General features: G+C 61.9%; 26 protein-coding genes. 20 read left to right on the top strand and 6 right to left on the bottom strand.

Annotated elements, in window-relative coordinates:
- Window positions 1-66 precede the first annotated feature (66 nt).
- The gene (locus C5J26_RS07850) at window positions 67-816 is read left to right on the top strand and encodes an AzlC family ABC transporter permease (protein ID WP_105401443.1); all 750 of its coding nucleotides are present in this window, start codon (window positions 67-69) and stop codon (window positions 814-816) included.
- Window positions 813-1,151, top strand: a complete 339-nt coding sequence (locus C5J26_RS07855) for an AzlD domain-containing protein (RefSeq protein WP_105401242.1) — start codon at window positions 813-815, stop codon at window positions 1,149-1,151. Before C5J26_RS07850 ends, C5J26_RS07855 begins: the two co-directional genes overlap by 4 nt.
- A 3-nt stretch (window positions 1,152-1,154) precedes the next feature.
- Here C5J26_RS07855 and C5J26_RS07860 read toward each other — a convergent pair whose 3' ends face one another.
- From C5J26_RS07860 to C5J26_RS07875, 4 genes are read right to left on the bottom strand one after another with little or no spacing between them, the layout of a single operon-like run.
- Window positions 1,155-1,586, bottom strand: coding sequence for an HIT family protein (locus C5J26_RS07860; RefSeq protein WP_105401243.1), 432 nt, complete (start codon window positions 1,584-1,586; stop codon window positions 1,155-1,157).
- A gap of 44 nt (window positions 1,587-1,630) precedes the next feature.
- The gene (locus C5J26_RS07865) at window positions 1,631-2,827 is read right to left on the bottom strand and encodes a GNAT family N-acetyltransferase (RefSeq protein WP_105401244.1); all 1,197 of its coding nucleotides are present in this window, start codon (window positions 2,825-2,827) and stop codon (window positions 1,631-1,633) included.
- Window positions 2,828-2,835: 8 nt separating this feature from the next.
- Entirely contained in the window at window positions 2,836-3,573 is a 738-nt protein-coding gene (locus C5J26_RS07870; protein WP_172745779.1) for a glycerophosphodiester phosphodiesterase, read from the bottom strand.
- Window positions 3,570-4,040 carry a RidA family protein gene (locus C5J26_RS07875; RefSeq protein WP_105401245.1) on the bottom strand — a complete coding sequence of 157 codons (471 nt, stop codon included), beginning with the start codon at window positions 4,038-4,040 and terminating at the stop codon, window positions 3,570-3,572. The genes C5J26_RS07870 and C5J26_RS07875 overlap by 4 nt, the downstream gene beginning before the upstream one ends.
- Before the next feature lie 110 nt (window positions 4,041-4,150).
- Here C5J26_RS07875 and C5J26_RS07880 point away from each other — a divergent pair, with 110 nt between their 5' ends.
- From C5J26_RS07880 to lpxB, 14 genes are all read left to right on the top strand, one after another.
- On the top strand, window positions 4,151-4,999 hold the full coding sequence (locus C5J26_RS07880) for a cell envelope integrity EipB family protein (RefSeq protein ID WP_105401246.1): 849 nt from the start codon (window positions 4,151-4,153) through the stop codon (window positions 4,997-4,999).
- Window positions 5,000-5,212: 213 nt separating this feature from the next.
- Entirely contained in the window at window positions 5,213-5,986 is a 774-nt protein-coding gene (gene rpsB, locus C5J26_RS07885; protein WP_046637716.1) for a 30S ribosomal protein S2, read from the top strand.
- A gap of 236 nt (window positions 5,987-6,222) precedes the next feature.
- Complete coding sequence (gene tsf, locus C5J26_RS07890) at window positions 6,223-7,149, top strand: translation elongation factor Ts (RefSeq protein ID WP_046606277.1); 927 nt, start codon at window positions 6,223-6,225, stop codon at window positions 7,147-7,149.
- A gap of 114 nt (window positions 7,150-7,263) precedes the next feature.
- Entirely contained in the window at window positions 7,264-7,986 is a 723-nt protein-coding gene (gene pyrH / locus C5J26_RS07895) for a UMP kinase (RefSeq protein WP_038542600.1), read from the top strand.
- Window positions 7,987-8,031: 45 nt separating this feature from the next.
- Window positions 8,032-8,589 carry a ribosome recycling factor gene (gene frr, locus C5J26_RS07900; protein ID WP_046606279.1) on the top strand — a complete coding sequence of 186 codons (558 nt, stop codon included), beginning with the start codon at window positions 8,032-8,034 and terminating at the stop codon, window positions 8,587-8,589.
- 52 nt (window positions 8,590-8,641) lie between these two features.
- Entirely contained in the window at window positions 8,642-9,385 is a 744-nt protein-coding gene (locus tag C5J26_RS07905) for an isoprenyl transferase (RefSeq protein ID WP_105401247.1), read from the top strand.
- Window positions 9,385-10,218, top strand: coding sequence for a phosphatidate cytidylyltransferase (locus C5J26_RS07910; RefSeq protein WP_105401248.1), 834 nt, complete (start codon window positions 9,385-9,387; stop codon window positions 10,216-10,218). Before C5J26_RS07905 ends, C5J26_RS07910 begins: the two co-directional genes overlap by 1 nt.
- A gap of 39 nt (window positions 10,219-10,257) precedes the next feature.
- A complete protein-coding gene (rseP, locus tag C5J26_RS07915; RefSeq protein WP_105401249.1) occupies window positions 10,258-11,379 on the top strand; it encodes an RIP metalloprotease RseP in 1,122 nt (373 codons plus the stop codon).
- 198 nt (window positions 11,380-11,577) lie between these two features.
- A complete protein-coding gene (bamA, locus tag C5J26_RS07920; protein WP_105401250.1) occupies window positions 11,578-13,941 on the top strand; it encodes an outer membrane protein assembly factor BamA in 2,364 nt (787 codons plus the stop codon).
- A 51-nt stretch (window positions 13,942-13,992) separates the two neighbouring features.
- Window positions 13,993-15,060, top strand: coding sequence for a UDP-3-O-(3-hydroxymyristoyl)glucosamine N-acyltransferase (lpxD, locus tag C5J26_RS07925; RefSeq protein WP_105401251.1), 1,068 nt, complete (start codon window positions 13,993-13,995; stop codon window positions 15,058-15,060).
- Window positions 15,053-15,520 (top strand): 3-hydroxyacyl-ACP dehydratase FabZ, encoded by a 468-nt coding sequence (gene fabZ / locus C5J26_RS07930; protein WP_046637708.1) that lies wholly within the window; start codon window positions 15,053-15,055, stop codon window positions 15,518-15,520. Before lpxD ends, fabZ begins: the two co-directional genes overlap by 8 nt.
- Window positions 15,517-16,332 carry an acyl-ACP--UDP-N-acetylglucosamine O-acyltransferase gene (gene lpxA, locus C5J26_RS07935; protein ID WP_105401252.1) on the top strand — a complete coding sequence of 272 codons (816 nt, stop codon included), beginning with the start codon at window positions 15,517-15,519 and terminating at the stop codon, window positions 16,330-16,332. Before fabZ ends, lpxA begins: the two co-directional genes overlap by 4 nt.
- Before the next feature lie 6 nt (window positions 16,333-16,338).
- Window positions 16,339-17,220 (top strand): LpxI family protein, encoded by an 882-nt coding sequence (locus C5J26_RS07940; protein WP_105401253.1) that lies wholly within the window; start codon window positions 16,339-16,341, stop codon window positions 17,218-17,220.
- Window positions 17,220-18,398: a lipid-A-disaccharide synthase gene (gene lpxB, locus C5J26_RS07945; protein WP_105401254.1), complete on the top strand. Its 1,179-nt coding sequence runs from the start codon at window positions 17,220-17,222 to the stop codon at window positions 18,396-18,398. The genes C5J26_RS07940 and lpxB overlap by 1 nt, the downstream gene beginning before the upstream one ends.
- Window positions 18,399-18,429: 31 nt before the next feature.
- On the opposite strand, the gene gltA is transcribed toward lpxB, so the two are convergent.
- On the bottom strand, window positions 18,430-19,719 hold the full coding sequence (gltA, locus tag C5J26_RS07950) for a citrate synthase (protein ID WP_046637704.1): 1,290 nt from the start codon (window positions 19,717-19,719) through the stop codon (window positions 18,430-18,432).
- A 287-nt stretch (window positions 19,720-20,006) separates the two neighbouring features.
- Here gltA and C5J26_RS07955 point away from each other — a divergent pair, with 287 nt between their 5' ends.
- Complete coding sequence (locus tag C5J26_RS07955; protein ID WP_105401255.1) at window positions 20,007-22,529, top strand: ComEC/Rec2 family competence protein; 2,523 nt, start codon at window positions 20,007-20,009, stop codon at window positions 22,527-22,529.
- Here C5J26_RS07955 and lexA read toward each other — a convergent pair.
- On the bottom strand, window positions 22,510-23,229 hold the full coding sequence (gene lexA, locus C5J26_RS07960; protein WP_105401256.1) for a transcriptional repressor LexA: 720 nt from the start codon (window positions 23,227-23,229) through the stop codon (window positions 22,510-22,512). The two genes, C5J26_RS07955 and lexA, sit on opposite strands and share 20 nt — an antisense overlap.
- A 200-nt stretch (window positions 23,230-23,429) precedes the next feature.
- Here lexA and C5J26_RS07965 point away from each other — a divergent pair, with 200 nt between their 5' ends.
- The 3 genes from C5J26_RS07965 (at window position 23,430) to eno (ending at window position 26,540) form a co-directional block, all read left to right on the top strand.
- Window positions 23,430-24,302, top strand: a complete 873-nt coding sequence (locus C5J26_RS07965) for a VOC family protein (RefSeq protein WP_105401257.1) — start codon at window positions 23,430-23,432, stop codon at window positions 24,300-24,302.
- A gap of 4 nt (window positions 24,303-24,306) precedes the next feature.
- Entirely contained in the window at window positions 24,307-25,155 is an 849-nt protein-coding gene (kdsA, locus tag C5J26_RS07970; RefSeq protein ID WP_105401258.1) for a 3-deoxy-8-phosphooctulonate synthase, read from the top strand.
- A gap of 110 nt (window positions 25,156-25,265) precedes the next feature.
- The gene (gene eno, locus C5J26_RS07975; protein WP_046669297.1) at window positions 25,266-26,540 is read left to right on the top strand and encodes a phosphopyruvate hydratase; all 1,275 of its coding nucleotides are present in this window, start codon (window positions 25,266-25,268) and stop codon (window positions 26,538-26,540) included.
- The last annotated feature ends 109 nt before the right edge of the window (window positions 26,541-26,649 follow it).

Raw genomic sequence — 26,649 nt, forward strand, 5'->3', positions numbered from 1 at the left:
ATGCCGGGCTTGTCCCGGCATCGTCGTTTTGATGACGAGCCTTTTCCCATATCCGCCGGAATGCCGATGTCTCCAGACAGTGACGACCGCAACGCCCTATCCTGGTTCTTTACCGGCATGCGGGGCCTGCTTTCGCTTCCGGCCCTCATTCTCCTGACCTCGATCGTCGGTTTCAGCGCCTTTGCGCTCGAATCGGGGCTGACGCGCGCCGAGGCGGTCTTCATGTCGCTGGCGATCTGGGCGCTTCCGGCGCAGGTCATCCTGGTCGGCAGCATGGCGGGCGGCGCCAACATCGCAGCCTGTTTCCTCGCAGTCACGCTCTCCTCGATCCGCATGATGCCGATGGTCGCCTCGGTCGTCCCGGAAATGCGAACGCGGCGCACGCCGATCTGGCTGCTGCTGATCCTCTCGCATTTCATCGCCATCACGTCCTGGGTGTTCGCGATCACCACGCTGCGCAACGTGCCGCGCGAATACCGGGCGATCTATTTCGCCGGTTTCGGGGTGACTTTGACCTTGACGGGCACCCTTGTCGTCGGGGTCTTCTACGACATCGTTTCGGGCTTTCCGCCGGTCGTCGCGGGCATACTCTTCTTCCTGACGCCGGTCTATTTCAACGCTTCCATCTGGGTGAGCGCGCACCAGCCGGTGGTCAAGATCGCCTTCGTGATGGGGATGATCCTCGGCCCGACGCTGGCGCTGGTGACCCCGCAATTCGACGTGCTTTGCGCCGGCGTCGGTGGCGGAACGGTGGCCTATCTGATCGACAGGGCGCGCCGGAAGAGAAAGCGCGTCGGGCAGGAGGCCAGGCGATGATTGCCGAATACTGGACCTTCATCGTCATCGCGGTCGCCGGTTTCCTGGCGACCGATATCTGGCGCTGGCTTGGGGTTTTCACCGGCAACCGGCTGAACGAGGATTCCGAGGCGCTGTATTGGGTGAGGGCGGTGGCGACCTCGCTCGTCATGGCCGTCACCGCGAAGCTGATCGTCTTCCCGAACGGCACGCTCGCCGGCACACCGCTCTGGTTGAGGGTCGGGGCCGCCGGCATCGGCTTTGCCGTGTTCCTGGTGACCGGCCGCAAGGTCGGCATCGGTGTGGCGGTGCCCATGGCGCTTCTGGTCGCCGGTCTCTGGTGGATCGGGTTCTAGAGGTCAGTTGCCCAGTTCGCCGATGATCTTCTCGGCATTCGCCGCCAGCACGTCATTATTCTCCATCTGGCCCGAATGGGGTTTCAACGGCTGTCCTTCGTAACGCGGGACGACGTGGAAATGCAGATGGTAAACCGTCTGTCCGGCGGCGGGTTCGTTGAACTGGATGACCGTGATGCCGTCCGCTTCGAAAGCCTCTTTGGCGGCCCTGGCGAGCTTCTGTACCACCGGGATCACCTTTGAAAGCACGGCAGGATCGGCATCGAGGATGTTGCGCGATGGGGCTTTCGGGACCACCAAAAGGTGACCGGGCGATTGCGGCATGACATCCATGAAGGCAAGGGTATCGTCGTCCTCGTAGACCCGGTGGCACGGGATCTCGCCGCGCAGGATTTTTCCGAAGATGTTGTTGCTGTCGTAAGCCTGTCCGCTCATCGTGATGTCCTCTCCTTAGTTTTGTCGGCCCGGTCTTCCGAGCACTAGTCCTGTTCCTGCTGGCGCTCGCCCTTGCGGAAAGGGCTGTGCTCGGCGAGATATTCCGTCATCTGCTCCACGTCTTCCCGTTCGTGCTCCAGATAGTCGGCGATCGCGCGCCTCAGTCCCGCATGGGCGATATAGTGCATCGAATGGGTGGTGACAGGCAGGTAACCGCGCGCCAGCTTGTGTTCCCCTTGCGCGCCCGCTTCGACCCGCTTCAGGCCCTTGGTAAGCGCAAAATCGATCGCCTGGTGGTAGCAGACTTCGAAATGCAGGAAGGGATGGTCCTCGATACAGCCCCAGTGCCGGCCGTAAAGCGCGTCCCCGCCGATGAAGTTGATCGCGCCGGCGACGTATTTGCCCTCGCGCTTGGCCATCACCAGCAGGATGTCCTCGGGCATGCGCTCGCCGATCAGCGAGTAGAACGTCCGGGTGAGATAGGGACGGCCCCATTTGCGGCCGCCGGTATCCATGTAGAAGGTGAAGAACTGGTCCCAGATGTCCTCTGTAAGGTCCTTGCCGGTCAGCCAGTCGATCGTAATGCCGTTTTCCAGGGCTGAACGCCGTTCCTTCTTCAGCGCCTTGCGCTTACGGGACGCGAGCGTTTCGAGGAACGCGTCGTGGTTCGCATAGCCCTCGTTGATGAAATGGAACTGCTTGTCGGTGCGGTGCAGGTAGTCGGCCTCCTCGAAGGCTGCGACCTGGTCTTCCGCCACGAAGGTCACGTGCGCGGACGAGATGCCGAGCTGGCGTGTCACCTCCTGGAGACCTGCGGCGAGCGTCAGCTCCGTCGACCCCCTGTCGTAACCGTCGCGGACGAGCAGGCGCGGTCCGCTCGCCGGCGTGAACGGCACGGTGCATTGCAGTTTCGGATAATAACGCCCGCCGGCGCGCTCGAAAGCGTCGGCCCAGCCGTGGTCGAAGACATATTCGCCCTGGCTGTGGCTTTTCAGATAACCGGGAACCGCGCCGATCAGCGTGCCCTTGTCGTCTTCGAGAAGCAGATGGTGGCCGAGCCAGCCGGTCTTGGCGGTGGCCGAGCCCGATTCCTCCAGCGCCGAGAGAAAGGCGTGCGACAGGAACGGATTGTAGGGCACGTCCGAAGAGGACGACTTGGAGGTGCCCGAAAGGCGCGACCAGCTTGCCGGGCTGATCGCGCAGAAGGAGTTTTCGATGCGGATGGTAAGATTACCGGTCATACTCTGCTTTACAGGGAGGGGGAGGTTGCCTCCCGCGGATCAAAACCTTCGAAGGTCATCTGGTCCGCATATTTATAGGTATGTTCGCGGCCGTTTGCATCCCTCACGGTCCAGGTAATGACCGGAATTCCAGTCGCTCTCTGTGCTGAGACGAACGTGTTCGGCAGGTGGGGGTAGTGGTAGGAAATGAAGTCGAGTCCCAGTTGCATGGCCTCGTCATGTTCGAAAAATTCCTCCGGCTTGTCACCCATGGCCGTCAGGCCGAGCGGGTAGGGCGAACCGGCCGTCTTCAGGTCGCGCAGGATGTGATAGTCGAAGCTCATCAGCGCCACCTTGCCCTGATAACCTTCGAGAACTTCGAGCACCGCCTCGGCGAACCCGTCGTCCTCGCCGTCGCCTTCGCGTCCCTTGATCTCAATGACGAGGGGCACCTTGCCGGCGACGAGCGCGAGCATCTGCTTCAGGGTCGGGACTTTATCCTTAGTGCCGCCGACCGCGAGCATGCCGAGTTCGGCCGAGGTCTTTTCGCGGATATCGCCCTTGATGCCGCAGAGCCGCTCGAGGTCGTGATCGTGAAAGACCACCGGAACGCTGTCGGCGGCAAGCTGCACGTCGCATTCGATCGCAAAGCCGGCTTCCGCCGCGCGAGAAAAGGCAGACAGGGTGTTTTCCCAGACCTGGTGGTTCATGTCGTGAAAGCCGCGATGGGCGACCGGAAGGTCCTTGATCCAGGATGCGGAGGTCATGCTTCGATCTCGATGATGGCGTCGATTTCGACGGAGGCGTTGAGGGGCAGGCAGGCCATGCCGACGGCGGCGCGGGCATGTTTGCCGGCGTCGCCGAGCACGTTGGCGATCAGGTTGGAGGCGCCGTTGATGACGAGGTGCTGCTCGACGAAGTCAGGTGTCGAAGCGACGAAGCCGTTGAGCTTCAAAACGCGGCGGATCCTGCCGAGATCGCCCCCGAGTGCAGCCTTCGCCTGGGCGAGGATGTTGATGGCGCAGAGTTCCGCTGCCCGTTGCGCGGCCGGCAAATCCACATCGCGGCCGACAAGGCCGGTTACCGCGACCTTGCCCCCTTCGATCGGCAACTGGCCGGAAAGATAAAGAGTATTGCCGCTGATCGTATATGGCACGTAATTGGCGGCGGGTGCGGCCGCGACGGGGAGTTCGATCCCCAGTTCCTGCAGGCGGCCTTCGATGGCTTCGGTCATTTTCGACTCCCGTTTTGTTGTAAATTCTTCAAAAATCCTGCATCAAGGCCTTAGCTTGGTCAGATGGCGTTCTTATAACATCACCAACTGAGTCCAACAGGAGAATGTGAATGTTGCGAATGAGCCTCGGGGTGATCCTTGCCGGCGGTCTGAGCCTTGTGGCTGCCACCTCCGCGGACGCGAATACCGACGCTGCTGCCCGGCTGCTCGTCCCGCATCGCGCCATTTACGACCTGAAGCTCAAGAATGCCTCCGAACGTTCTGGCATCGAAGGCATGTTCGGCCGCATGGTCTATGAGTTCACCGGCTCGGCCTGCACCGGTTTTTCCACCAATTTCCGGCTGGTGACCAAGATCAATACGGGCGAGGAGACCCGCCTTAGCGATCAGCAGACGACGACCTTCGAGGACATGGCCGCAAACCAGTTCCATTTCGAGACCAAGTCCTTCACCGACGAACAGCTCGACAAGCAGCTGAGCGGCGACGCGTCGATCGCCGACAAGGGCATCAAGGTGGAAATCACCCAGCCCGACGGCCGTGAGATCCAATTGCCGTCCAGCGATTTTCCGACCAGCCATATGCTCGACGTCATCGCGAATGCCAAGCAGGGCAAGAGCCTCTTCGAGGCGCGGGTCTTCGACGGCTCGGAAAATGGCGACCAGGCGCTGCTGACCACGACGGTGATCGGCAAGTCGCAGACCGCGCAGAAGGACGATGTCGATGCCGACAAGGCGGGCGAGTTTGCACAGTCTTCCTTCTGGCCGGTGACGATCGCCTATTTCAACGAGAATGCGGTCGGCGACCCGACCCCGGTCTACAACATGTCGTTCAAGCTCTACGAAAACGGCATCACCCGCGATCTCACCATGGACTACGGCGACTTCGTGCTGTCCGGCAGCCTCGCCAAGCTGGAGCTCCTGAAGCCCCAGCAGGACCCGTGCCCGGCGCCGGCGAAATAGCCGCCGCCGCTGACTGCCGGTCACTCGCCGGCACGCCGAGCTAATTTCCGGCAAAGCTCTTGCTTTTGCGGCAAATCGAATGTATGGCCAGCCGCATTCCACACGTAAGGCATGGGATCGTCCGGGAGAAATCCGGACCGTTCCGCCCGGTGGCATTCTCGAAGAGGGTGCTGTTCGCCTTGCGGAGGTTCAACCGGAAAAGGATAACAAGGCATGGCATTGCCCGATTTCTCTATGCGCCAGCTTCTCGAAGCAGGCGTCCACTTCGGCCACCAGACTCACCGCTGGAACCCGAAGATGAAGCCGTATATCTTCGGCGACCGTAACAACATCCACATCATCGATCTGGCCCAGACCGTTCCGATGCTGTCGCGCGCCCTTCAGGTCGTGTCCGACACCGTCGCCCGTGGCGGCCGCGTTCTGTTCGTCGGCACCAAGCGCCAGGCGTCCGAACTGATCGCCGACTCGGCCAAGCGTTCGGCCCAGTACTACGTCAACTCCCGCTGGCTCGGCGGCATGATGACCAACTGGAAGACCATTTCGAACTCGATCCAGCGCCTGCGCAAGCTCGACGAAATCCTGAACTCGGAAGCTTCCGGCTACTCCAAGAAGGAACGCCTGAACCTCGAGCGCGAACGCGAAAAGCTGGACAAGGCTCTCGGCGGTATCCGCGACATGGGCGGCACTCCGGACCTGATGTTCATCATCGACACCAACAAGGAAAAGATCGCTATCGACGAAGCCAAGCGCCTGGGCATCCCGGTCGTGGCCATCATCGATTCGAACTGCGATCCGGACCTCATCGACTACCCGATCCCGGGCAATGACGACGCCTCGCGCGCCATCGCTCTCTACACCGACCTGATCGCCCGCGCTGCCATCGACGGCATCGCGCGCCAGCAGGGCGCTTCGGGTCGTGATGTCGGCGCCTCTGCCGAAGCTCCGATCGAGCCGGCTCTCGAAGGCGAAGCAGAAGCAGAAGCTTAAAGGCCGGATGGAGCGGCTTGGTCCGCTCCTCCTTTCTGAAATTCGATCGAGGCCAGAGATACCGATCCCTGGCCTTGGTCGTTTCAAGGCGAGCCGCCACCGCTTGGTCGTCGAGGCGATCGCTTTCGTGATGTCTTCATCACGCTGTCACACTTCCGGGTACATTCGTCCCAAAACTTTTGAGTCCGCCGACGTTTTTCCGGCGAGAAGCACTTGAACCGACAAGAGGCAAAACAATGGCTGAAATCACCGCTGCACTGGTAAAGGAACTGCGCGAAAAGTCCGGCGCAGGCATGATGGACTGCAAGAAGGCGCTGACCGAAACGAACGGCGACATCGAAGCGGCGATCGACTGGCTGCGCGCCAAGGGCATCTCCAAGGCCGACAAGAAGTCCGGCCGCACCGCAGCCGAAGGCCTTATCGGCATCGCCAGCGCCGGCCACAGGGCCGTCGTCATCGAACTCAACTCGGAAACCGACTTCGTTGCCCGCAACGATGCCTTCCAGGACCTCGTCCGCGGCATCGCCAGCGTCGCGCTGACGACCGACGGCTCCGTCGAGGCGATCTCGGCTGCCACCTATCCCGCTTCCGGCAAGCCGGTTGCCGACACGATCAAGGACGCGATCGCCACGATCGGCGAGAACATGACGCTGCGTCGCTCCGCCCTGCTGCAGGTCGAGCACGGCGTCGTCGCGACCTACGTCCATAACGCTGCCGGCGACGGCATCGGCAAGCTCGGCGTCCTGGTCGCCCTGAAGTCGGTCGGCGACAAGGAAGTCCTGACCTCGCTCGGCCGTCAGGTTGCCATGCACATCGCTGCCACCAACCCGCTTGCCATCCGCGCCGAAGAAGTCGACGCGACTGTCGCCGAGCGCGAGCGCAACGTGTTCATCGAGCAGTCGCGCGCTTCCGGCAAGCCGGAAGCGATCATCGAAAAGATGGTCGACGGCCGCATGCGCAAGTTCTTCGAGGAAGTTGCCCTTCTGTCGCAGGCCTTCGTCATCAACCCGGACGTGACCGTCGGCCAGGCCGTCAAGGATGCTGAAAAGCTCGCTGGCGCTTCGATCGAAGTCACCGGCATGGCCCGTCTTCTGCTCGGCGAAGGCGTCGAAAAGGAAGAATCGGATTTCGCCGCTGAAGTAGCAGCGGTCGCCAAAGGCTGATATTCGTTAGCTAAAGCTGTCGAAAGCGCAAGGGCACCGGTGACAAGCCGGTGCCCTTCGTGTATCCGCAACCCGTTTGACCCTCCGCATGCAATTCGATTTCAAGGAGCCTCCATGTCGCCTCAGCCCCTCTACAAGCGTGTCTTGCTCAAGGCCTCCGGTGAAGCTCTGATGGGCAGCCAGGGTTTCGGCATCGATGTTGCGGTTGCCGATCGGGTCGCCTCCGATATTGCCGAAGCGCGCGCCATGGGCGTCGATGTCGGCGTGGTTGTCGGCGGCGGCAACATCTTTCGCGGCGTCGCCGTGGCTTCCAAGGGCGGCGACCGGGTGACCGGCGACCACATGGGGATGCTCGGCACCGTGATCAACGCGCTGGCGCTTGCCACGTCGCTGCGCAAGCTGAACGTCGACACGGTGGTCCTGTCGGCGATCTCGATGCCGGAGATCTGCGAGAGCTTCTCGCAGCGCCAGGCGCTGCATCACATGGCGCAGGGCAGGGTGGTGATCTTCGCCGGCGGCACCGGCAATCCGTTCTTCACGACCGATTCGGCGGCAGCGCTACGCGCGGCTGAAATCGGCGCGGAAGCGATCTTCAAGGGCACCCAGGTGGACGGCATCTATTCGGCCGACCCCAAGAAGGACCCGACGGCGACCCGGTTCGAGACGCTGACGCATGGCGAAGTGCTCGAAAAGGGTCTGGCGGTGATGGACGTGGCGGCCGTGGCGCTCGCCCGCGAAAACTCCATCCCGATCATTGTTTTTTCGATCCATGAGAAGGGCGGCTTCGCCCAAATCTTGACCGGCGGCGGCCGCAAGACCATCGTAGCGGACAATTGAGGCGCGGCATCGCGGGCCGCCCAGACAACATACGGGAGTAGACGGATGAGTGGAATCGACCTCAACGACATCAAGCGCCGCATGGAAGGCGCGATCAACGCGTTCAAAAGCGATATCGCGTCGCTGCGCACCGGCCGCGCCTCGGCCAATATCCTCGATCCGGTGATGGTCGAAGCCTATGGTTCGCGCGTGCCGCTCAACCAGGTGGCCAACATCACCGTGCCGGAAGCGCGTATGCTGGGCGTATCCATCTGGGACAAGTCGATGGTCAACGCCGTCGACAGGGCGATCCGCGAATCACATCTCGGCCTCAATCCGATCGTCGATGGCCAGAACCTGCGCATTCCGCTTCCCGAGCTCAACGAGGAGCGCCGCAAGTCGCTGGTCAAGGTTGCGCATGATTATGCGGAAAAGGCGAAGGTTGCTGTCCGTCACGTCCGCCGCGATGGCATGGACGGCCTGAAAAAGGCCGAAAAGGACGGCGACATCGGCCAGGACGAGAGCCGCTCGCAGTCGGAAAAAGTGCAGAAGATGACGGATGATACGATTTCCGAAGTCGACCGCTTGCTTGCGGATAAGGAAAAGGAAATCATGCAGGTCTAACTTAGGCCTGGTTTGCCGCCATATTCCGGCGGCCAAAGGAGCCGCATAGAATATGGTGAACCCCGAGCTTGCAATCATCCCTCAACACGTTGCCATTATCATGGATGGCAATGGACGCTGGGCCAACAAGCGCGGGCTTCCTCGTACGGTCGGACACAGCAAGGGCGTCGAAGCGGTTCGCGAAACGGTGCGGGCTGCCGGCGACGCAGGCGTCAAATATCTGACGCTCTTTGCGTTTTCTTCGGAAAACTGGAGCAGGCCCGAAACCGAGGTGAGGGATCTCCTCGGTCTCCTCCGGCGCTTCATCCGCCAGGATCTGGCCGAATTGCACCGCGAGAATGTCCGCATACGGGTGATCGGCGAACGCGAGAAGCTGCGCAGCGACATCCTTCCGCTTCTTCTCGAAGCCGAGGAAACGACAAGGTTCAACACGGCACTGACGCTGGTCATCGCCTTCAACTACGGTGCGCGCGACGAGATCGCCCGTGCGGTCGCCATGCTCGCCCGGGACGTCGAGGCCGGTGTCCTCAAGGCTTCCGAGATCGACGCGGACAAGATCAGCGCAAAGCTGGATACCGCCGGTATTCCCGATCCGGACCTCATCATCCGCACCAGCGGCGAGGAGCGGCTTTCGAATTTTCTGCTCTGGCAGGCGGCCTATTCCGAACTTGTCTTCCTGCCGGACTACTGGCCCGACTTCGATCGGAAACTCTTCCTCGACGCCCTGAAGATCTATGCCTCCCGCGACCGGCGCTTCGGCGGCCTGTCGAACAAGACGATAGCAGTGGGTGGTTGATGAGCACTGAACTGAAGCGCCGCATCGCATCCGCGGTGGTTCTGGCGGCCGTGGTCCTGGCGGCCACCTGGTATGGCGGCCTGGCCTTCCGCATCTTGGCTGCAGCCATGGCGGTCCTGATCTATTACGAATGGTCAACGATCACGCGGGCCGCCGAGCGCGATTTTCGTGCGAACGCCTTCGGCTGGGCCGCGATTTTTCTGATCGCCATCGACCTGGTGGTCGACGAAGGTGCGCTCTCGGTGCCGATTCTCGGCGGCGCTGTAGTCACCGCCCTTCTTCTCGTGCTGCTGCGCAAGGGCAGCTGGTGGCTGCCGGGCGGCATCTTCTACGCAGGCTTGAGCGGGATCTCGCTGGCGGCGATCCGGGCCGAAGACCAGGCGGGGTTCGTTGCGACACTCTTTATCTTCGCGGTCGTCTGGGCGACCGATATCCTCGCCTATTTCGTCGGCCGGGCGCTCAAGGGGCCAAAACTTGCGCCGCGCATTTCGCCCGGCAAGACCTGGTCCGGTGCGATCGGCGGCACGGTGTCGGGCGTGGTCGCAAGCTCCGTCCTTACGCTCGGCGTCTTTTCCCGGCTGTCGATCTGGACGGTGGCGATCGCATTTCTGCTTTCCGTCGCGAGCCAGATCGGCGACCTGTTCGAATCCTTCATCAAGCGCCGGTTCGGCGTGAAGGATTCCAGCCACCTCATTCCGGGGCACGGCGGCGTCATGGATCGCGTCGATGGCCTCGTTTTCGCCTGTTTCGCGGCGTTTCTGCTGACGCTTGTTTATACGGCCATGACGGGCCATCTTGATGTATCGGTCGCAGGCTTCCTCTTCGGGTTTTGAGGCCTGGGCGGCCGGTACAATGTTGAAACGGAAATTTTGATGGCCATCCTCAGCTTCCTTACCGGCTATATCATCCCCTTCGTGCTGGTCCTGTCCCTGCTCGTCTTCGTGCATGAGATGGGCCACTATCTTATTGGACGCTGGTGCGGCATCCGGGTCACTGCCTTCTCTGTCGGCTTCGGACCGGAGCTTGTCGGCTTCACCGACAGTCATGGCACCCGTTGGAAGCTCTCGGCGATCCCGCTTGGCGGCTACGTCAAGTTCTTCGGCGACGAGGACGCCGCGAGCCTGCCGGATGCGAGCGGCCTTGCGGGCATGAGCGAGGAAGAAAAGGCTCAGACGCTGGCCGGCGCCAAGCTGTGGAAGAGGGCCGCCACCGTCGCGGCCGGCCCGATCGCCAATTTCATTCTGGCGATTGCCATCTTCGCCGTCCTCTTCAGCGTTTATGGCAAGGTCGTCGCCGATCCCGTGGTCGCCGAAGTCCAGCCGGGAAGTGCCGCCCTTGCGGCCGGCGTTGAGCCCGGCGATCGGCTGGTGGCGCTCGACGGCTCGCGCATCCGGACTTTCGACGATGTACGGCGTTATGTCAGCATCAGGCCGGATACCCCGATCGTCGTGACGGTCGAGCGGAACGGCCAGGACCTCGATCTGCCGATGGTGCCGAAGCGCTCCGAGGTCACCGACCAGTTCGGCAACAAGGTCGAGCTCGGCCTGATCGGCATCGTCACCAACGAACAGCGCGGCAATTTCCGCATCGAGATGTTCACGCCGCTGCAGGCGGTTGCCGAAGGCGTCACCGAGACCGGCCATATCGTCACCGGCACCTTCCGCTATATCGGAAACCTCGTGACCGGGCGGATGAAGGCTGACCAGCTCGGCGGGCCTGTCAGGGTCGCCCAGGCGTCGGGCCAGATGGCGACGCTCGGCTTTGCGGCGGTGGTCCAGCTGGCGGCGGTTCTTTCGGTCTCCATCGGGCTCTTGAACCTCATGCCTGTGCCAATTTTGGACGGCGGTCATCTCGTCTTCTACGCGATCGAGGCCATCCGTGGCCGACCGCTCGGCTCAGGTGCGCAGGAGATCGCCTTCCGCATCGGGCTTGCGATGGTTTTGAGCCTCATGGTCTTCGCGACCTTCAACGACATCAGCAATCTGATCGGTTGATGTCCTTCAAATCGTAAAAAGAAACTGTTTATTCACCATGTTTCCAACAGTTGCGTGGCCATTGGGTCACGCAAGGGAAGTAAGTAAACAGAAATTAACGCGATACCTTGCTTGTAGGTCAAAAGAAGGTAAAACGACACACGTGGCCGGAGTCGGGCACCACCCGCCGAGGGACAACGGGAAAAGGTAAGAATTGAAATGAAGGCTGGTTCAAAGTTTTTGAACGCAGTGTCGGCGTTTGCGCTGTCTGCTAGTGTTGTTGCATCGGGCGCAGGTGTACTGGTACTTGCTTCCGCACTTTCTGCCGAAGCGGCGGTTATCCGGAGCGTTCAGGTCCGCGGCGCACAGCGCGCCGGCGAGGAGGCTGTCCGTTCCAATCTGACCATCCGCCCGGGTGTCAACTTCTCCAATAACGACATCGATGAATCGGTCCGCAAGCTCTATTCGACCGGCTATTTCTCGGATGTCAAAATCAGTGTTTCCGGCAGCACGCTGGTCGTGTCGGTGAGCGAGAACCAGCTCATCAACCAGGTCGTGTTCAACGGCAACCGCAAGATCACGGACGACAAGCTTCAGGCAGTCGTTCAGACTCAGCCGCTCGGCCCGTACAATCAGGCATTGATCGACGCAGATATCCAGCGTCTGCGCGAAGCCTATCGCGCCATCGGCCGCAGCGACGTTCAGATCACCACCCAGACCGCTGATGTTGGCCAGGGACGCGTCAACCTTGCTTTCGTCATCAACGAAGGTGACCGCACCAAGATTGCCGACATCAGTTTCGCTGGCAATCAGGCTTATGGCGATGGCCGCCTGAAGTCGGTGCTGATCACCAAGGAATCCGGTCCGCTGTCCTTCCTGACCCGCAAGGACGTCTACAGCGAGGACAAGCTGCGCGCCGACGAGGAAGCGCTGCGCCAGTTCTATTATAACCACGGTTACCCTGACTTCCGCGTCATCTCGTCGGAAGCGGTGCTCGATGAATCGAGCAACAAGTACAATATCAGCTTCACGGTCGAGGAAGGCCAGCGTTACGAGTATGGCAATGTCTCGGTAGAATCCACGGTCGAGGGCATCAGCGGCCAGGACCTCGAAGGTCTGGTTCAGACCCGCGCCGGTAGCGTCTATAACGCCCGCGAAATCCAGAAGTCGATGGAAGCGATCTCCAAGCGCGTCGCCGCGGCCGGTTATCCGTTCGCTCGCGTCACGCCGCGCGGCGACCGCAACATGGAAAACCACACGATCGGTGTTTCCTACCTCGTCGACCAGGGCGAGCGCGCCTATGTCGAGCGCATCGAGATCCGCGGCAACACCCGCACGCGTGACTATGTCATCCGCCGCGAATTCGATTTCAGCGAAGGCGATGCCTTCAACCAGGAAATGATCTCGCGCGCCAAGCGTCGCCTTGAGGCGCTCGGTTATTTCACGACCGTCAATATCTCGACCTCGCAGGGCACTTCGCCTGACCGCGTCGTCATCGTTGTCGATGTCGAAGACCAGCCCACCGGTTCGTTCGGTATCGGCGCCGGTTACTCGGCGGGCGGCGACGGCTTCCTGCTCGAAGCTTCGATCGAAGAAAAGAACTTCCTCGGCCGCGGCCAGTTCATCCGCGTCGCAGTCGGCGGTGGTCTCGATGAGGCCCGCAGCTACAACCTTTCGTTCACCGAGCCCTACTTCCTCGGTTATCGTCTGGCGGCCGGTTTCGACCTGTTCAAGAGCAAGACCTCTTCGAACGAGTATTACGACTACGATGAGCAGGGCGTCACCCTGCGCGTAACGGCGCCGATCACCGAAGATCTGGCGACCACGTTCCGTTACACCTACAAGGAAATCCAGTACGATAACGACGGTGCCTTTGGTACCGATGGCGTCCCTGGCACCGCAGACGATAACCTTTCGTCGCCCTACATCTCGATGATCGACCAGGGCAAGTTCGTTCAGTCGTCGATTTCGCAGACGCTGACCTACAACACGCTCGACAGCCAGACGCTGCCGCGCGAAGGTCTCTACGCGACGATCACGCATGAATATGCCGGTCTCGGCGGCGACTCCGACTTCTACAAGATTTCCGGTCGTGCCCGTTATTTCCAGCTTCTGTCGACCGAAGCTGACCTGATCGGCTCCATCGCAGTGGGTGCCGGCCATGTGGTTTCCACCGGCGACAATCTGCATGTCTTCGACCAGTTCACGATCGGCGGTCGCCAGATCCGTGGCTTCGAGAACGATGGTATCGGTCCGCGTACCGCCGATCACGGCGATGCGCTCGGCGGCACGACCTACTTTACGGCCTCTGCCGAAATGTCGATGCCGATGCCGGCTATTCCGGAAGACTTCGGCCTGCGTGCTGCCGTCTTCGCCGATGCCGGTACCCTTTACGGCAATGATGTCCCGCTCGGCACCAGCACCGCGCAGGGCACCAGCATGAACTGGCGCGCTTCCGTCGGTGCGGGTATCATGTGGGCGTCGCCGTTCGGCAACATCCGCTTTGACTACGCGCATCCGGTCATGAAGGAAGACTTCGACGAAACCCAGGAATTCCGGTTCAGCATGGCGAACCAGTTCTGATCATTTCCGCTCGCGGTTGCGAGCGGAAATCTGTTCTGGAGCTTTAGCTTTATGGACCACAATGAATTCTTTCCGCCCCATGATGGCGTGAGCCTGCGCGAGTTGGCCGCCCTTCTTGGGGCTGAACTGCTTGATGGCAGCGCCGGCGATCGGTTGATCCGTTCCGTTGCACCCGTCGCGCGGGCCGGCGAGGGCGAGATTTGTTATATCCTGTCCCGGAAAAGCCGTCACGAACTGGAAAGCTGCAAGGCTTCCGCGATTATCTGTGATACTGCGATCCGTTCGATCATTCCGGCCCATATCCCGGTTCTGCTGACCAAGACGCCGCACACTGCGTTTGCCCAGGCCGGTGCTATCCTGCATCCGGTGGCGATGCGGCCGTCTCCGATCACTTCGTTTCCCCCGGGCATTTCGCCCGCCGCGTTCGTGGATCCGACCGCCAGGCTCGAACCCGGCGTCGAAATCGAGCCCATGGCCGTGATCGGCGCGCGGGCGGAGATCGGCACAGGCACCCGCATCGGCGCCGGAACCATCATCGGTGCCGACGTCAGGATCGGCCGCGATTGCACGATCGCCGCCGGCGCGAGCGTGGTCGCGGCTCTCATCGGCAACGGCGTGATCATTCACAATGGCGTCCGTATCGGCCAGGACGGCTTCGGGTTTGCGCCGGGTCCGCGCGGCATGCTGAAGATCGTCCAGATCGGCCGCGTCATCCTCCAGGACAATGTCGAGATCGGCGCCAACACGACGGTCGACCGCGGCGCCATGGACGATACGGTCATCGGCGAAGGCACCAAGATCGACAACCAGGTTCAGGTTGCACACAACGTGCGCATCGGCCGCCATTGCGGCATAGCCAGCGGCGCCGGCATAGCCGGTTCGACGCGGATCGGCGACGGTGTATTGATCGGCGGCGCATCCGGTATTAATGGACACATCTCGATTGGAGACGGCGTGCAGATCGCCGCGATGAGCGGTGTGGTGGGAGATATTCCCGCCGGGGCGCGTTATGGCGGTATTCCCGCCCGCCCGATGCCGGATTTCCTCCGCGATACCGCGGAAGTCTTGATGCGTTCGGATGAGCGGGCGAAACGCAGAGGAGAAAAGAAGAATGACTGATGAGACCAAGCCGGTGCTCGGCGCGGCCGATATTCAGGAAATCATGAAGCTGCTGCCGCACCGCTATCCTTTTCTCCTGGTCGATAAGATCGTCGAGATCGACGGGGACAATTCCGCGATCGGCATCAAGAACGTCACCGCCAATGAACCGCATTTCACCGGGCATTTCCCGGAGAAGCCGATCATGCCGGGCGTGCTTCTGGTCGAGGGCATGGCGCAGACTGCAGGCGCCATCTGCGCCAGGAAAGAAGGCGAGGGCGGCAATCTCGTCTACTTCATGACCATCGACAATGCCCGCTTCCGCAAGCCGGTTGTGCCGGGCGACCGGGTCGAATTCCACGTTACCAAGCAGAAACAGCGCGGAAATATCTGGAAATTCCATTGTGACGCAAAGGTGGACGGCGTACTTGTTGCCGAAGCCGATATCGGCGCAATGATCCGGCGCAAGGAAGAAGAATGAGCAGCATTGCAGCAAGCGCGCGCATCCATCCGTTAGCATTGGTCGAGGACGGCGCCGTCATCGGCGAGAACGTCGTCGTCGGCCCGTTTTCGCATGTCGGCCCGCGCGTAGTGCTGAAGGATGGCGTCGAACTGCTGTCGCATGCCGTGGTGAGCGGTCGCACCGAGATCGGCCGCAACTGCCGTATCTTTCCGATGGCGATCATCGGCGGTGTTTCTCAGAGCCTTCATGAGGCGGGCGAGGATTCGACCCTGACGGTCGGCGACAATTGCGTCATGCGCGAAGGCGTGACGATGAACTGCGGCACGGTCGGCGGCGGCGGCAAGACGGTGGTCGGCAACAACTGCCTGTTCCTCGCCAATTCGCACGTTGCGCATGACTGTCAGCTCGGCAACGATATCATCATGTCGAACAACGTCATGCTGGCCGGGCACGTCCACGTGGCGGATCGGGCGATCCTCGGCGGCGGCTGCGCCGTGCATCAGTTTACCCGCATCGGCCGCCAGGCTTTTATTGGCGGGCTTACCGCCGTCAATTACGACGTCATCCCCTATGGCATGCTGAACGGCAATCCGGGGGTCCTCGGTGGCCTGAACGTGGTCGGCATGACCCGGGCCGGCGTCGAGCGCGCGACGATCCATACCGTCCGCCGCGCCTTCAAGCAGATCTTCGAGGGCGAGAGTAACATCCGCGCCAACGCGGCGGCGATCCGCAACGACTACGCCGATTGCAAGGAAGCGATGGAAATCCTCGATTTCATCGCGGCCGAGAGCGATCGTGCCATTTCCTCGACCTTCCGCGGCAAGGGCTGATCCCACATGGCCGGCCTCCCGAGCCTTGCGCCGAAGGGCCGGCTGGCAATCATCGCCGGGAAGGGCTTCTTGCCTCTCTATGTGGCAAAAGCCGCACAGGCGGCCGGTGAAGCGCCTCTGATCGTAGCGCTCGCAAACGAATCCGATCAGAGCTTCGATGGTTTTGAAGCGGTCTCCGTCGGCGTCGGCGATCTTTCGGCGATCGAACGCCTGTTTCGCGACAAGGGCATCACCCGTGTCATCCTGTCGGGCGGCGTTGCCCGAAGGCCCGACTGGCGCGACATCCATCCGACCTTCCGCACGATCCTGAAAGTCCCCTCGGTTGTCCGCACGCTTCTTTCCGGCGGCGACGATTCGGTGCTGCAGATGGTCATCAAGCTCATCGAGGCGATGGGCTGCGAAGTGCTGGGCGCCCACGACATCGTGCCCGGCCTGCTTGCAAGGACCGGACCGCTTGGCGCCCATGCGCCCTCCGAGGACGATCGCCGCGATATCGACCGGGCGTCCGAAGCCGCCAAGCGTCTCGGCGAGCTCGATATCGGCCAAGGCGCGGTCAGCGTCGGCGGACGTGTCGTGGCCTTGGAAGGCGTCGAGGGCACCGACCGGATGCTGGAGCGGGTGACGGCATTGCGCGCCGAGGGCCGCATCTCCGCCCGCCGCAAGGGCGTGCTCGTCAAGCTCTGCAAACCGCAACAGGATATGCGTGCCGATCTGCCGACGATCGGCCCGTCGACCATCGAAAACGCCATCAAGGCCGGTCTCGCCGGCATCGCCGTGGAGGCGGGCCGCGCCTTGGTGCTGGAAGAAGCGAAGATGATTGCCGCGGCCGATGCTGCCGGTATTTTCGTCTGCGGCATCGATCCCGGCCTGCCGCAAGGAGGATTGTGATGGTCAAGACCTTGAAGGTCGGCGTCATAGCCGGCGAAGTATCCGGCGATCTTCTCGGCGGCGATCTGCTTGCGGCCCTGAAGGCAGCTCATGACGGCCCGGTCGAACTCGTCGGCGTCGGTGGCGAGGCGTTGGAGGCACAAGGCCTTACCTCGCTCTTCGACTTTTCCGAACTGTCGATCATGGGGCTGACACAAGTGATCGCCCGCTTGCCGAAGCTGATCAAGCGGATTAGCCAGACGGCGGCCGCCATGATTGCAGCCAGGCCGGATGTGCTGATCATCATCGACAGCCCCGATTTCACCCATCGGGTCGCCAAGAAGGTGCGCGCTGCGCTGCCGGACCTGCCGGTCGTCAACTACGTCTGCCCGAGCGTCTGGGCGTGGAAGGAATATCGCGCCAAGGCGATGCTTCCCTATGTCGACCATGTCCTGGCTGTGCTGCCGTTCGAGCCTGAGGCCATGAAGCGTCTCGGCGGGCCGGAAACCACCTTCGTCGGTCACCGTCTGACAGCCGACCCGTCGCTCCTCAAGGTCCGCGGCATCCGGGCCGGGCGCCCGGTGAAGGAGCCGGGGGAAGAAAAGACGATCATGCTTCTGCCGGGCTCCCGTTCGGCGGAGATCAAGGTGCTGCTGCCGATCTTCGGCGAGGCGGCCCGCGAGTTCGTTGCGCGCAACGGGCCGACCCGATTCGTGCTGCCGACGGTTCCACGGCAGGAAAAGCTGGTGCGCGAGATCGCCGCCGGTTTCGAGATCAAGCTTGAGATCACCGCCGATGCGGACGGCAAATGGGCGGCCTTTGCCGAGGCCGATGCAGCACTTGCAGCCTCCGGAACGGTGATCCTCGAACTCGGCCTGGCCGGAATCCCGGTGGTTTCGGCCTACAAGGCCGACTGGCTGATCACCATGCTCGCAAAACGCATCAAGACCTGGTCCGGCGCCCTGCCGAACCTGATCGCCGATTATGTCGTCGTGCCGGAATACGTCAACGAGGTGGTGCGGCCGGCAAGCCTCTGCCGCTGGGCCGAGCGGCTTTCGGCCGATACGATGCAAAGGCGCGCCATGCTGGAGGGCTTCGACCTCACCTGGGAGCGCCTGCAGGTGCCCGTGCCGCCGGGCGAAGCGGCCGCCGGCATCGTTCTTCAGGTTCTGGACACAAAAAAACCCGGTCGTCTCTGACCGGGTTTTTTTGTTGGGTGTCGCTTGCGGATTAACGCTTGGAAACCGGGATGTAGTCCCGCTGCGCTTCACCGGTATAGAGCTGACGCGGGCGGCCGATGCGCTGCTGCGGATCTTCGATCATTTCGGCCCACTGGGCGATCCAGCCGACGGTACGGGCGAGAGCAAAGAGCACGGTGAACATGGTGGTGGGGAAGCCCATCGCCTTCAGCGTGATACCCGAATAGAAGTCGATATTCGGGTAGAGTTTCTTCTCGATGAAATACTCGTCGGTGAGCGCGATGCGCTCGAGTTCCATCGCGACCTGCAGGAGCGGATCGTCCTTGTGGCCGAGTTCGCCGAGCACTTCATGCGTGGTCTTCTGCATGATCTTGGCGCGCGGATCGTAGTTCTTGTAGACGCGGTGACCGAAGCCCATCAGGCGGAACGGATCGTTCTTGTCCTTGGCGCGGGCGATGTATTCCGGGATTTTGTCGACCGAGCCGATTTCCGTCAGCATGTTGAGCGCTGCTTCGTTGGCGCCGCCGTGGGCCGGGCCCCAGAGGCAGGCAATGCCGGCCGCGATGCAGGCGAACGGGTTGGCGCCCGAGGAACCGGCGAGGCGGACCGTCGAGGTCGAAGCGTTCTGCTCGTGGTCGGCATGCAGGATGAAGATGCGGTCCATGGCGCGCGACAGCACCGGGTTGACCACATACTCTTCGCACGGAACGGCAAAGCACATGCGCAGGAAGTTCGACGCATAGTCCAGGTTGTTCTGCGGATAAACGAAGGGTTGGCCGATATGGTACTTATAGGCCATTGCGGCAAGCGTCGGCATCTTGGCGATCATGCGCAGCGAAGCGACCATGCGCTGGTGCGGGTCGGTGATGTCGGTCGAGTCATGATAGAAGGCGGACAGAGCCCCGACGCAACCGCACATGACGGCCATCGGATGGGCGTCGCGGCGGAAGCCGGTGAAGAAGCGGCTCATCTGCTCATGCACCATCGTGTGATGGGTCACGCGATAGTCGAAGTCCTTCTTCTGCGCAGCGGTCGGCAGTTCCCCGTAAAGCAGCAGATAGCAGGTTTCCAGGAAGTCGCCATGCTCGGCCAGCTGTTCGATCGGATAACCGCGATGCAGCAGGATGCCCGCGTCGCCGTCGATATAGGTGATCTTGGATTCGCAAGACGCCGTCGAGGTGAAGCCCGGGTCGTAGGTGAAGGTGCCGGTGTGTTTGTAAAGAGCGCCGATATCGACCACGTCCGGACCGATGGTGCCCGACTTGACCGGCAGATCGACTTTTCTGTCACCGATTACCAGATTTGCGCTTGTATCCGTCATGCTGATCCTCCAACCTTTTGGCGGCATGGCGCCCAAAAAGCGCCACAAGAATTAAGCGTCCACAGTTTAGCTATATGATCCGAAAGCTGATGCCAAGCTGTCGTGACGGCATTTTGTGCAGCGCGAAAAAATATTGGGCAGCGGCTTTTGCTTGGATGTCCAACTTCCTGTTGCAGGCCTTTTTCGCGCCTCGGAATTCCCGATATTTAACCGTTGGTTGACGGCCGGGGAGGAAGCGCGCAGGTTGCATTGCCGCATGTCTGGCGGTTGGGCGAACAGAGCGTTTCATGCCGGAGGAAGATGCATTTCCGACGCATGCCGAGGCAGGGAAGCTGATATCCCGGCCGCCGGATCTCCGCATAAACGGAGGAGCATCCGACTCGGTCAAGGTCCGGGACCTAGCCGAGCTTTTTCCCGCGATCGAACGCAGCCCGCCGGTTCACACGTCAGACGGGTCCGTTCGCCGCTCGACGATCCGACGCCTCGACCGGCTGCGGCGCCGTCTCCCGGTCATGCTGGAAGAGGAGACGGTCTATGGCCATGGCTTCCTTTTTCTGCCCGTTATCGTCGGGGCAGGGGCCGCCTGTTGGTTTGTGCTGCCGCAGACCCCGGCTTTCTGGCCGTATTTCCTTCTTTTTTGCGTCTGCGCGATCTTTGTTGTCGTCTCGCGCTACCGGTCCGGTGCCACGCACCTGTTGCCGCTCGCTCTCGCACTCTTTCTCGCAGGCATGATGCTGGCGCAGTTCGAGACCTGGAGGCGGCCCACCGTCATTCTCGATACGCCGGTGACCACCGAGCTTGCCGGCGTGGTCGAGCGCAGGGAGATCGACGCCCAAGGGCGATGGCGTTATATCGTCCGCATCGAGCGGACCTCCAATCCGCAAGTCAGGCGCCCACCGCAGCGTGTATCGCTGCTCGCAAGGTCCCGCCATGAGCCGGCCCAAACCGGCGAGACGATCAGCGGCCGCGCTCGCATTTCACCCCCGTCCGGACCCGCCTTGCCGGGCCTCAACGACTTTGCCTTTTCTTCCTATTTCGACGGCATCGGTGCGGTCGGATTTTTCTATGGAGCGCCGAAAAAGCAGGCTGCTGTCCAATCAACCCGGAGCTGGATTGCGGAGGTCGAAACCCGGCTTTTCGATCTGCGCAGCGCAATCGCAACCCATATCCGGGTGACCGTGCCCGGAGATCCCGGCGCCTTTGCCGCGGCGATCGTCACCGACGAGCGCCGGGCAATTTCCGAAGACACCACCGAGGCGTTGCGACTGTCGGGCCTCGCCCATATCGTCGCCATTTCGGGGCTGAACATGGCGCTCGCCGCCGGCATCTTCTTTGTCGGCGTGCGCACGGTGCTTTCCGTCTTCACGGGCTTCGCGCAGGCCTATCCGGTCAAGAAGATCGCAGCACTCGGCGCGCTGATGATGGCGACGGCCTATTACCTGATCTCCGGTTTCGGCGTTTCCGCCGAGCGGGCCTATATCATGATGGCGATCATGCTCGTCGCGGTGCTTTTCGATCGGCCATCGATCAGCCTGCGCAATGTCGCGCTGTCCGCCCTGGTCATCATCGCCATGTCGCCCTCGGAAATATTGGGGCCGAGCTTCCAGATGTCGTTTGCCGCCACCGCCGCCCTGGTCGCCGGCTACGCACTCTGGAAACACAGGGCAGAACGCCGCGATCCCGAACCTCTGCCACTCCATCACCCCGTGGTGACGCCGGTGCTGGCATCCTGGAATTTCGCGGCCGGCATCTTCGTGACGTCGCTGATCGGCGGCATCTCGACCGCCATGTTTTCGGTCGAGCATTTCCACCGTATCGCCACCTACGGCCTTGCCGCCAATCTCGCCGCCATGCCGATCATCTCCTTCGTGGTCATGCCGGCGGGGCTGGCCGGCATGCTGCTGATGCCGTTCGGCCTCGATGCGCCCTTCATGAAGCTCATGGGCCTCGGCCTGGAGTGGGTGATCGCCATCGCCAAACACGTCGCCGCCTGGGGCGGCGATGTCGGCATAGGGCGACAGCATCCCTGGTTCCTAGCTGTCTCGACGGCAGGTTTCCTGCTGCTGACGCTCATGAGGACGAGACTGAGGCTGATAGGCCTGCCGCTGTTGGTGACCGCTCTACTGCTTTCCTGGCAGGAGCGGTCGATGTCCCTGCCGGATATCCTGATCTCGGAAGACGGGGCGATGGTAGCACTTCTAGACGGAGAAGGGGTCGCCACCAATCGCGCCCGCCCGCCCGACTTCGTCTACGGCCAATGGAAAAGGGCGCTTCTGCTCGGCGATCCGACCAAGCCTGAAATGTCGCCATCCAGGGACAAGCCACCCGACGACAAGCCGCCCGGCGACAAGCCGCCCGGCGAGAGAACCAAAGAGCGCCCCGAACTGACCCCGCAGCAACTCGAAACGGCAAAGTCGAGGATAAAACAGGCGCCTGCCGGCCGCTTCACCTGCAAGCCGACGGCCTGGTGTGCGGCAAGCACGGGCAAGGGCATCGTTATCGTTGTCGAGGACGGCCGTTATGCGGGTGCCGCCTGCGACGCCGCCAGTCTTGTCATTGCGCCGCGTGCCCGCTTCGACCAATGCCGGTCCGGCGCCCTGATGATCAACGGTGCCACGCTTCGCAAGACGGGTGCCCTGGAGATCTCCCTCAACGGCGCGACCGACATTCGGCGCTGGCAGATCCGTGCCGCCATGGCGGGCGCAGATCGTCCCTGGAGCCGGCACCGCCACTATGATTGGCGAAGCCAGGGTTTCGATAGTTCATTGCCGGAACCGCTCCGGCAGATGATCAGTGATACCGGCGGATGAGGCCGACGAGCTTGCCCTGGATCTTCACCCGGTCCGGCCCAAAGATGCGGGTCTCATAGGCTGGGTTGGCGGCTTCGAGGGCGATGGAGGCACCGCGGCGGCGGAAGCGCTTCAGCGTCGCTTCCTCGTCGTCCACCAGCGCCACGACGATGTCGCCCGGATTGGCCGTATTGCTGTTGCGGATGATCACGGTATCGCCGTCGAGAATGCCGGCCTCGATCATCGAATCGCCCTTGACCTCGAGCGCATAATGTTCGCCGGAACCGAGCATCTCGGCAGGCACGGCGATGTCATGCGTGTTGTTCTGGATCGCCGAGATCGGCACGCCGGCAGCGATGCGGCCCATGACCGGAACGGTGGTGGCGTTCGGTGAATCGTCGTTGGCGGCGGGTTTCTGAGGCGCCGCGACCGGCTGCGGTTTGCCGAGGCTGCCCTCGATGACGCTGGGCGAAAAACCGCGCCGTGGCTGCATGCTCGGCGAGTAGGCTTCCGGCAGCTTGATGACTTCGAGCGCCCGGGCCCGGTTCGGCAGGCGGCGGATGAAGCCGCGCTCCTCGAGCGCGGTGATCAGGCGGTGGATGCCGGACTTGGACGCGAGGTCGAGAGCATCCTTCATTTCATCGAATGACGGCGGGATGCCGGATTCCTTCATGCGTTCGTGAATGAACAGAAGCAATTCCTGTTGTTTGCGCGTGAGCATCTTTTGGCACCCTCAGAGTCGGAAACAAATCCAGAACGGACACTATATGTTCCATATGTGTTCTGCAAGTCCCTAAATTTCTGTGAAGTATGATGATTTTTTCTTCATAGATGCGTGCCAGATATCTCGAGCCACACCACTTGCGCGGCGCGAGCCCGCTGCCAAAGTAGCTTTGCGATTCCAATTCCGGGGGCCCTCGCGTGAATGCAAGACCAATCGATCATCTCGTGCTGCCGGTGGCGGGACTTACCGCTGCGCGTTCCCGGCTCACGAAGCTTGGTTTTACAGTTGCGCCCGACGCTTTTCATCCTTTCGGCACAGCCAATGCTTGCGTGTTCTTCTCGGATGGCAGCTACCTGGAGCCGCTGGCTCTTGCCAATCGCCGTCATGCAAGCGCTGCCGCCAAACGTGGCAACGTTTTTACCGCACGCGATCTGGCCTTCCGCAAGGGACGCGACAGGCAGGGCTTCTCGGCGCTCGTTGTCGCCACGCGCGACGCGATGGCCGATCACGCGCGTTTCAAGATGCGCGGCGTCTCGGCAGGCGACGTGCTGGAATTTTCCCGCGGGATGACCTTGGCCGACGGTTCCGAAACCCAGGCGAGCTTCCGGCTGGCTTTTGCCGGTGATGACCGGGCGCCCGACTTCCTGATGTTTTCCTGCCAGCGGATCAATCCCCTGCCGGCCGATCGCGGCGAACTGGAGCACCATTCCAATGCGGTCATGGGGCTGAGCAAGATCATCCTGTCGGCATCGGCGCCCTCCGATTTCGCACCCCTGGCCGAGCAGGTGCTGATGACGAAGGCCAAGCCAGAGGCTGCTTCGCTCGAGCTTGCGGCGGCAAATGCCCACATTCGCATCCTGCAGGATCACGAACTCGAGGCGGAATTCGCCCTGCCGCCGACGCCGGGTGCCGAGGGGCTGCGCGGCCGGGTGATCATCTTCAAGACGGCCGATCTTGCCGTGACAGAGATCACCCTTGCTGCTAATGACGTCGCATTCGTCCGCCGGGAGGGCCGTGTTCTCGTCTCGGCGGCGCCCGGCCAGGGTGTTTTGTTCGGCTTCGAGGAATAGGTTCATGGAAGTTACCGCAAATTCCAGCGTCTCCGTCGGCGAGGGAGACGGCAAGGTGGTTTTCGCGCAGGACGCAAAACTGTCGCTGATCGCCGGTCCCTGCCAGATGGAAAGCCGCGACCACGCCTTCATGATGGCAGGCGCGCTGAAGGAACTCTGCGGCAAGCTCGGTATCGGCCTCGTCTACAAATCCTCCTACGACAAGGCCAACCGCACGTCGATTTCCGGCAAGCGCGGCATAGGGCTCGAAACCGCCATGGAAATCTTTGCCGACCTCAAGAAGGAGTTCGGCTTTCCGGTCCTGACCGACATTCACACGGAAGAGCAATGCACCGTCGTGGCGGAAACGGTAGACATCCTGCAGATCCCGGCTTTCCTCTCCCGCCAGACGGACCTGCTTGTCGCAGCCGCCAGGACCGGCCGCGTCATCAACGTCAAGAAGGGCCAGTTCCTGGCGCCCTGGGACATGAAGAACGTGCTTGCCAAGTTCACCCAGAGCGGCAATCCGAACGTGCTGCTCTGCGAGCGCGGTGCTTCCTTCGGCTACAACACGCTGGTCTCCGACATGCGCTCGCTGCCGATCATGGCGTCGCTCGGCGCTCCGGTCATCTTTGATGCGACGCATTCGGTGCAGCAGCCGGGCGGGCAGGGCGCTTCGACCGGCGGCGACCGCACCATGGTGCCGGTGCTGGCGCGCGCAGCCGTCGCGGTCGGTGTCGCCGGCGTCTTTCTGGAAACCCACGAGGATCCGGACAACGCGCCCTCGGACGGCCCCAACATGGTGCATCTGAAGGACATGCCACGGCTGCTCGAAAAGCTGCTCGCGCTCGATGCCATCGCCAAGGCGGCTTGAGCCCGCCCACAAAAAGCGCGCAAACTGCTTCGATTGTAATTTTCGTGTCATTGATTATGAGACATTTTCAGTGACCTCGTGACGTCAAGTCCAAACCCAGGGAGAGACCCTTGACCGCCATCACCGATATCATCGCCCGCGAAATTCTCGACAGCCGCGGCAATCCGACCGTCGAGGTCGATGTCTATCTGGAAGACGGTTCGATGGGCCGCGCGGCCGTTCCGTCGGGCGCCTCCACCGGCGCCCATGAAGCCGTTGAACTGCGTGACGGCGGCAAGCGCTATCACGGCAAGGGCGTCGAAAAGGCGGTCGAAGCCGTCAACACCGAGATCTTCGATGCGATCGGCGGTTTCGATGCCGAAAGCCAGATCCATATCGACAAGACGATGATCGCGCTCGACGGCACGCCGAACAAGTCGCGCCTCGGCGCCAATGCCATCCTCGGCGTCTCGCTCGCCGTCGCCAAGGCTGCCGCCGAAACGTCGGGCCTGCCGCTCTACCGTTATGTCGGCGGCCCCAACGCCCATGTCCTGCCGGTGCCGATGATGAACATCATCAACGGCGGCGCGCATGCCGACAACCCGATCGACTTCCAGGAATTCATGGTCATGCCGGTCGGCGCCGATACGCTGAAGGACGCCGTGCGCATGGGCTCGGAGATCTTCCACGTCCTCAAGAAGGAACTGGCGGCCCAGGGTCACAATACCAATGTCGGCGACGAAGGCGGTTTCGCACCGGGCCTGAAGAGCGCGTCGGAGGCCCTCGACTTCATCATGAAATCGGTCGAGAAGGCCGGTTACACGCCTGGCGACGACGTTTGCCTGGCGCTCGATTGCGCCTCGACCGAATTCTTCAAGAACGGCAAGTACGAAATGGAAGGTGAGGGCCGCACGCTCGAGCCGGAAGCCATGGCCGATTACCTGGCCGAGCTTGCAGCCAAGTACCCGATCATTTCAATCGAAGACGGCATGGCCGAAGACGATTGGGCCGGCTGGAAGTACCTGACCGACAAGATCGGCGCCAAGTGCCAGCTCGTCGGCGACGACCTGTTCGTCACCAACTCGGCGCGCCTGCGCGACGGCATCAAGATGGGTGTCGCCAACTCCATCCTCGTCAAGGTCAACCAGATCGGCTCGCTGTCGGAAACGCTCGATGCGGTCGAGACGGCACACAAGGCGAGCTATACCGCCGTCATGTCGCACCGTTCGGGCGAAACGGAAGATTCGACCATCGCCGATCTTGCCGTCGCCACCAATTGCGGACAGATCAAGACCGGCTCGCTGTCGCGTTCCGATCGGCTGGCCAAATACAACCAGCTCATCCGCATCGAGGAAATGCTGGGCCCGCAGGCCGTTTATGCCGGCCGCGGCATCCTGAAAGCCTAAGGCTTTTCGATCCGATATTTGCCATGAAAGCCCGCGCCAAAAGCGCGGGCTTTTTCGCGTCATGATTCTGGTCAACGATTGCTTAAGCAAGTTCTGCGAATTTGAAGCT

Source organism: Neorhizobium sp. T7_12 (assembly GCF_002968535.1).
GTDB classification, from domain to species: domain Bacteria; phylum Pseudomonadota; class Alphaproteobacteria; order Rhizobiales; family Rhizobiaceae; genus Neorhizobium; species Neorhizobium tomejilense.

Bases quoted from the DNA above. Each gene is read 5' to 3' on its own strand.
- C5J26_RS07850 (WP_105401443.1), top strand. From the start codon at position 67: ATGTCTCCAGACAGTGACGACCGCAACGCCCTATCCTGGTTCTTTACC.
- C5J26_RS07855 (WP_105401242.1), top strand. From the start codon at position 813: ATGATTGCCGAATACTGGACCTTCATCGTCATCGCGGTCGCCGGTTTC.
- C5J26_RS07860 (WP_105401243.1), bottom strand. From the start codon at position 1,586: ATGAGCGGACAGGCTTACGACAGCAACAACATCTTCGGAAAAATCCTG.
- C5J26_RS07865 (WP_105401244.1), bottom strand. From the start codon at position 2,827: ATGACCGGTAATCTTACCATCCGCATCGAAAACTCCTTCTGCGCGATC.
- C5J26_RS07870 (WP_172745779.1), bottom strand. From the start codon at position 3,573: ATGACCTCCGCATCCTGGATCAAGGACCTTCCGGTCGCCCATCGCGGC.
- C5J26_RS07875 (WP_105401245.1), bottom strand. From the start codon at position 4,040: ATGACCGAAGCCATCGAAGGCCGCCTGCAGGAACTGGGGATCGAACTC.
- C5J26_RS07880 (WP_105401246.1), top strand. From the start codon at position 4,151: ATGTTGCGAATGAGCCTCGGGGTGATCCTTGCCGGCGGTCTGAGCCTT.
- rpsB (WP_046637716.1), top strand. From the start codon at position 5,213: ATGGCATTGCCCGATTTCTCTATGCGCCAGCTTCTCGAAGCAGGCGTC.
- tsf (WP_046606277.1), top strand. From the start codon at position 6,223: ATGGCTGAAATCACCGCTGCACTGGTAAAGGAACTGCGCGAAAAGTCC.
- pyrH (WP_038542600.1), top strand. From the start codon at position 7,264: ATGTCGCCTCAGCCCCTCTACAAGCGTGTCTTGCTCAAGGCCTCCGGT.
- frr (WP_046606279.1), top strand. From the start codon at position 8,032: ATGAGTGGAATCGACCTCAACGACATCAAGCGCCGCATGGAAGGCGCG.
- C5J26_RS07905 (WP_105401247.1), top strand. From the start codon at position 8,642: ATGGTGAACCCCGAGCTTGCAATCATCCCTCAACACGTTGCCATTATC.
- C5J26_RS07910 (WP_105401248.1), top strand. From the start codon at position 9,385: ATGAGCACTGAACTGAAGCGCCGCATCGCATCCGCGGTGGTTCTGGCG.
- rseP (WP_105401249.1), top strand. From the start codon at position 10,258: ATGGCCATCCTCAGCTTCCTTACCGGCTATATCATCCCCTTCGTGCTG.
- bamA (WP_105401250.1), top strand. From the start codon at position 11,578: ATGAAGGCTGGTTCAAAGTTTTTGAACGCAGTGTCGGCGTTTGCGCTG.
- lpxD (WP_105401251.1), top strand. From the start codon at position 13,993: ATGGACCACAATGAATTCTTTCCGCCCCATGATGGCGTGAGCCTGCGC.
- fabZ (WP_046637708.1), top strand. From the start codon at position 15,053: ATGACTGATGAGACCAAGCCGGTGCTCGGCGCGGCCGATATTCAGGAA.
- lpxA (WP_105401252.1), top strand. From the start codon at position 15,517: ATGAGCAGCATTGCAGCAAGCGCGCGCATCCATCCGTTAGCATTGGTC.
- C5J26_RS07940 (WP_105401253.1), top strand. From the start codon at position 16,339: ATGGCCGGCCTCCCGAGCCTTGCGCCGAAGGGCCGGCTGGCAATCATC.
- lpxB (WP_105401254.1), top strand. From the start codon at position 17,220: ATGGTCAAGACCTTGAAGGTCGGCGTCATAGCCGGCGAAGTATCCGGC.
- gltA (WP_046637704.1), bottom strand. From the start codon at position 19,719: ATGACGGATACAAGCGCAAATCTGGTAATCGGTGACAGAAAAGTCGAT.
- C5J26_RS07955 (WP_105401255.1), top strand. From the start codon at position 20,007: ATGCCGGAGGAAGATGCATTTCCGACGCATGCCGAGGCAGGGAAGCTG.
- lexA (WP_105401256.1), bottom strand. From the start codon at position 23,229: ATGCTCACGCGCAAACAACAGGAATTGCTTCTGTTCATTCACGAACGC.
- kdsA (WP_105401258.1), top strand. From the start codon at position 24,307: ATGGAAGTTACCGCAAATTCCAGCGTCTCCGTCGGCGAGGGAGACGGC.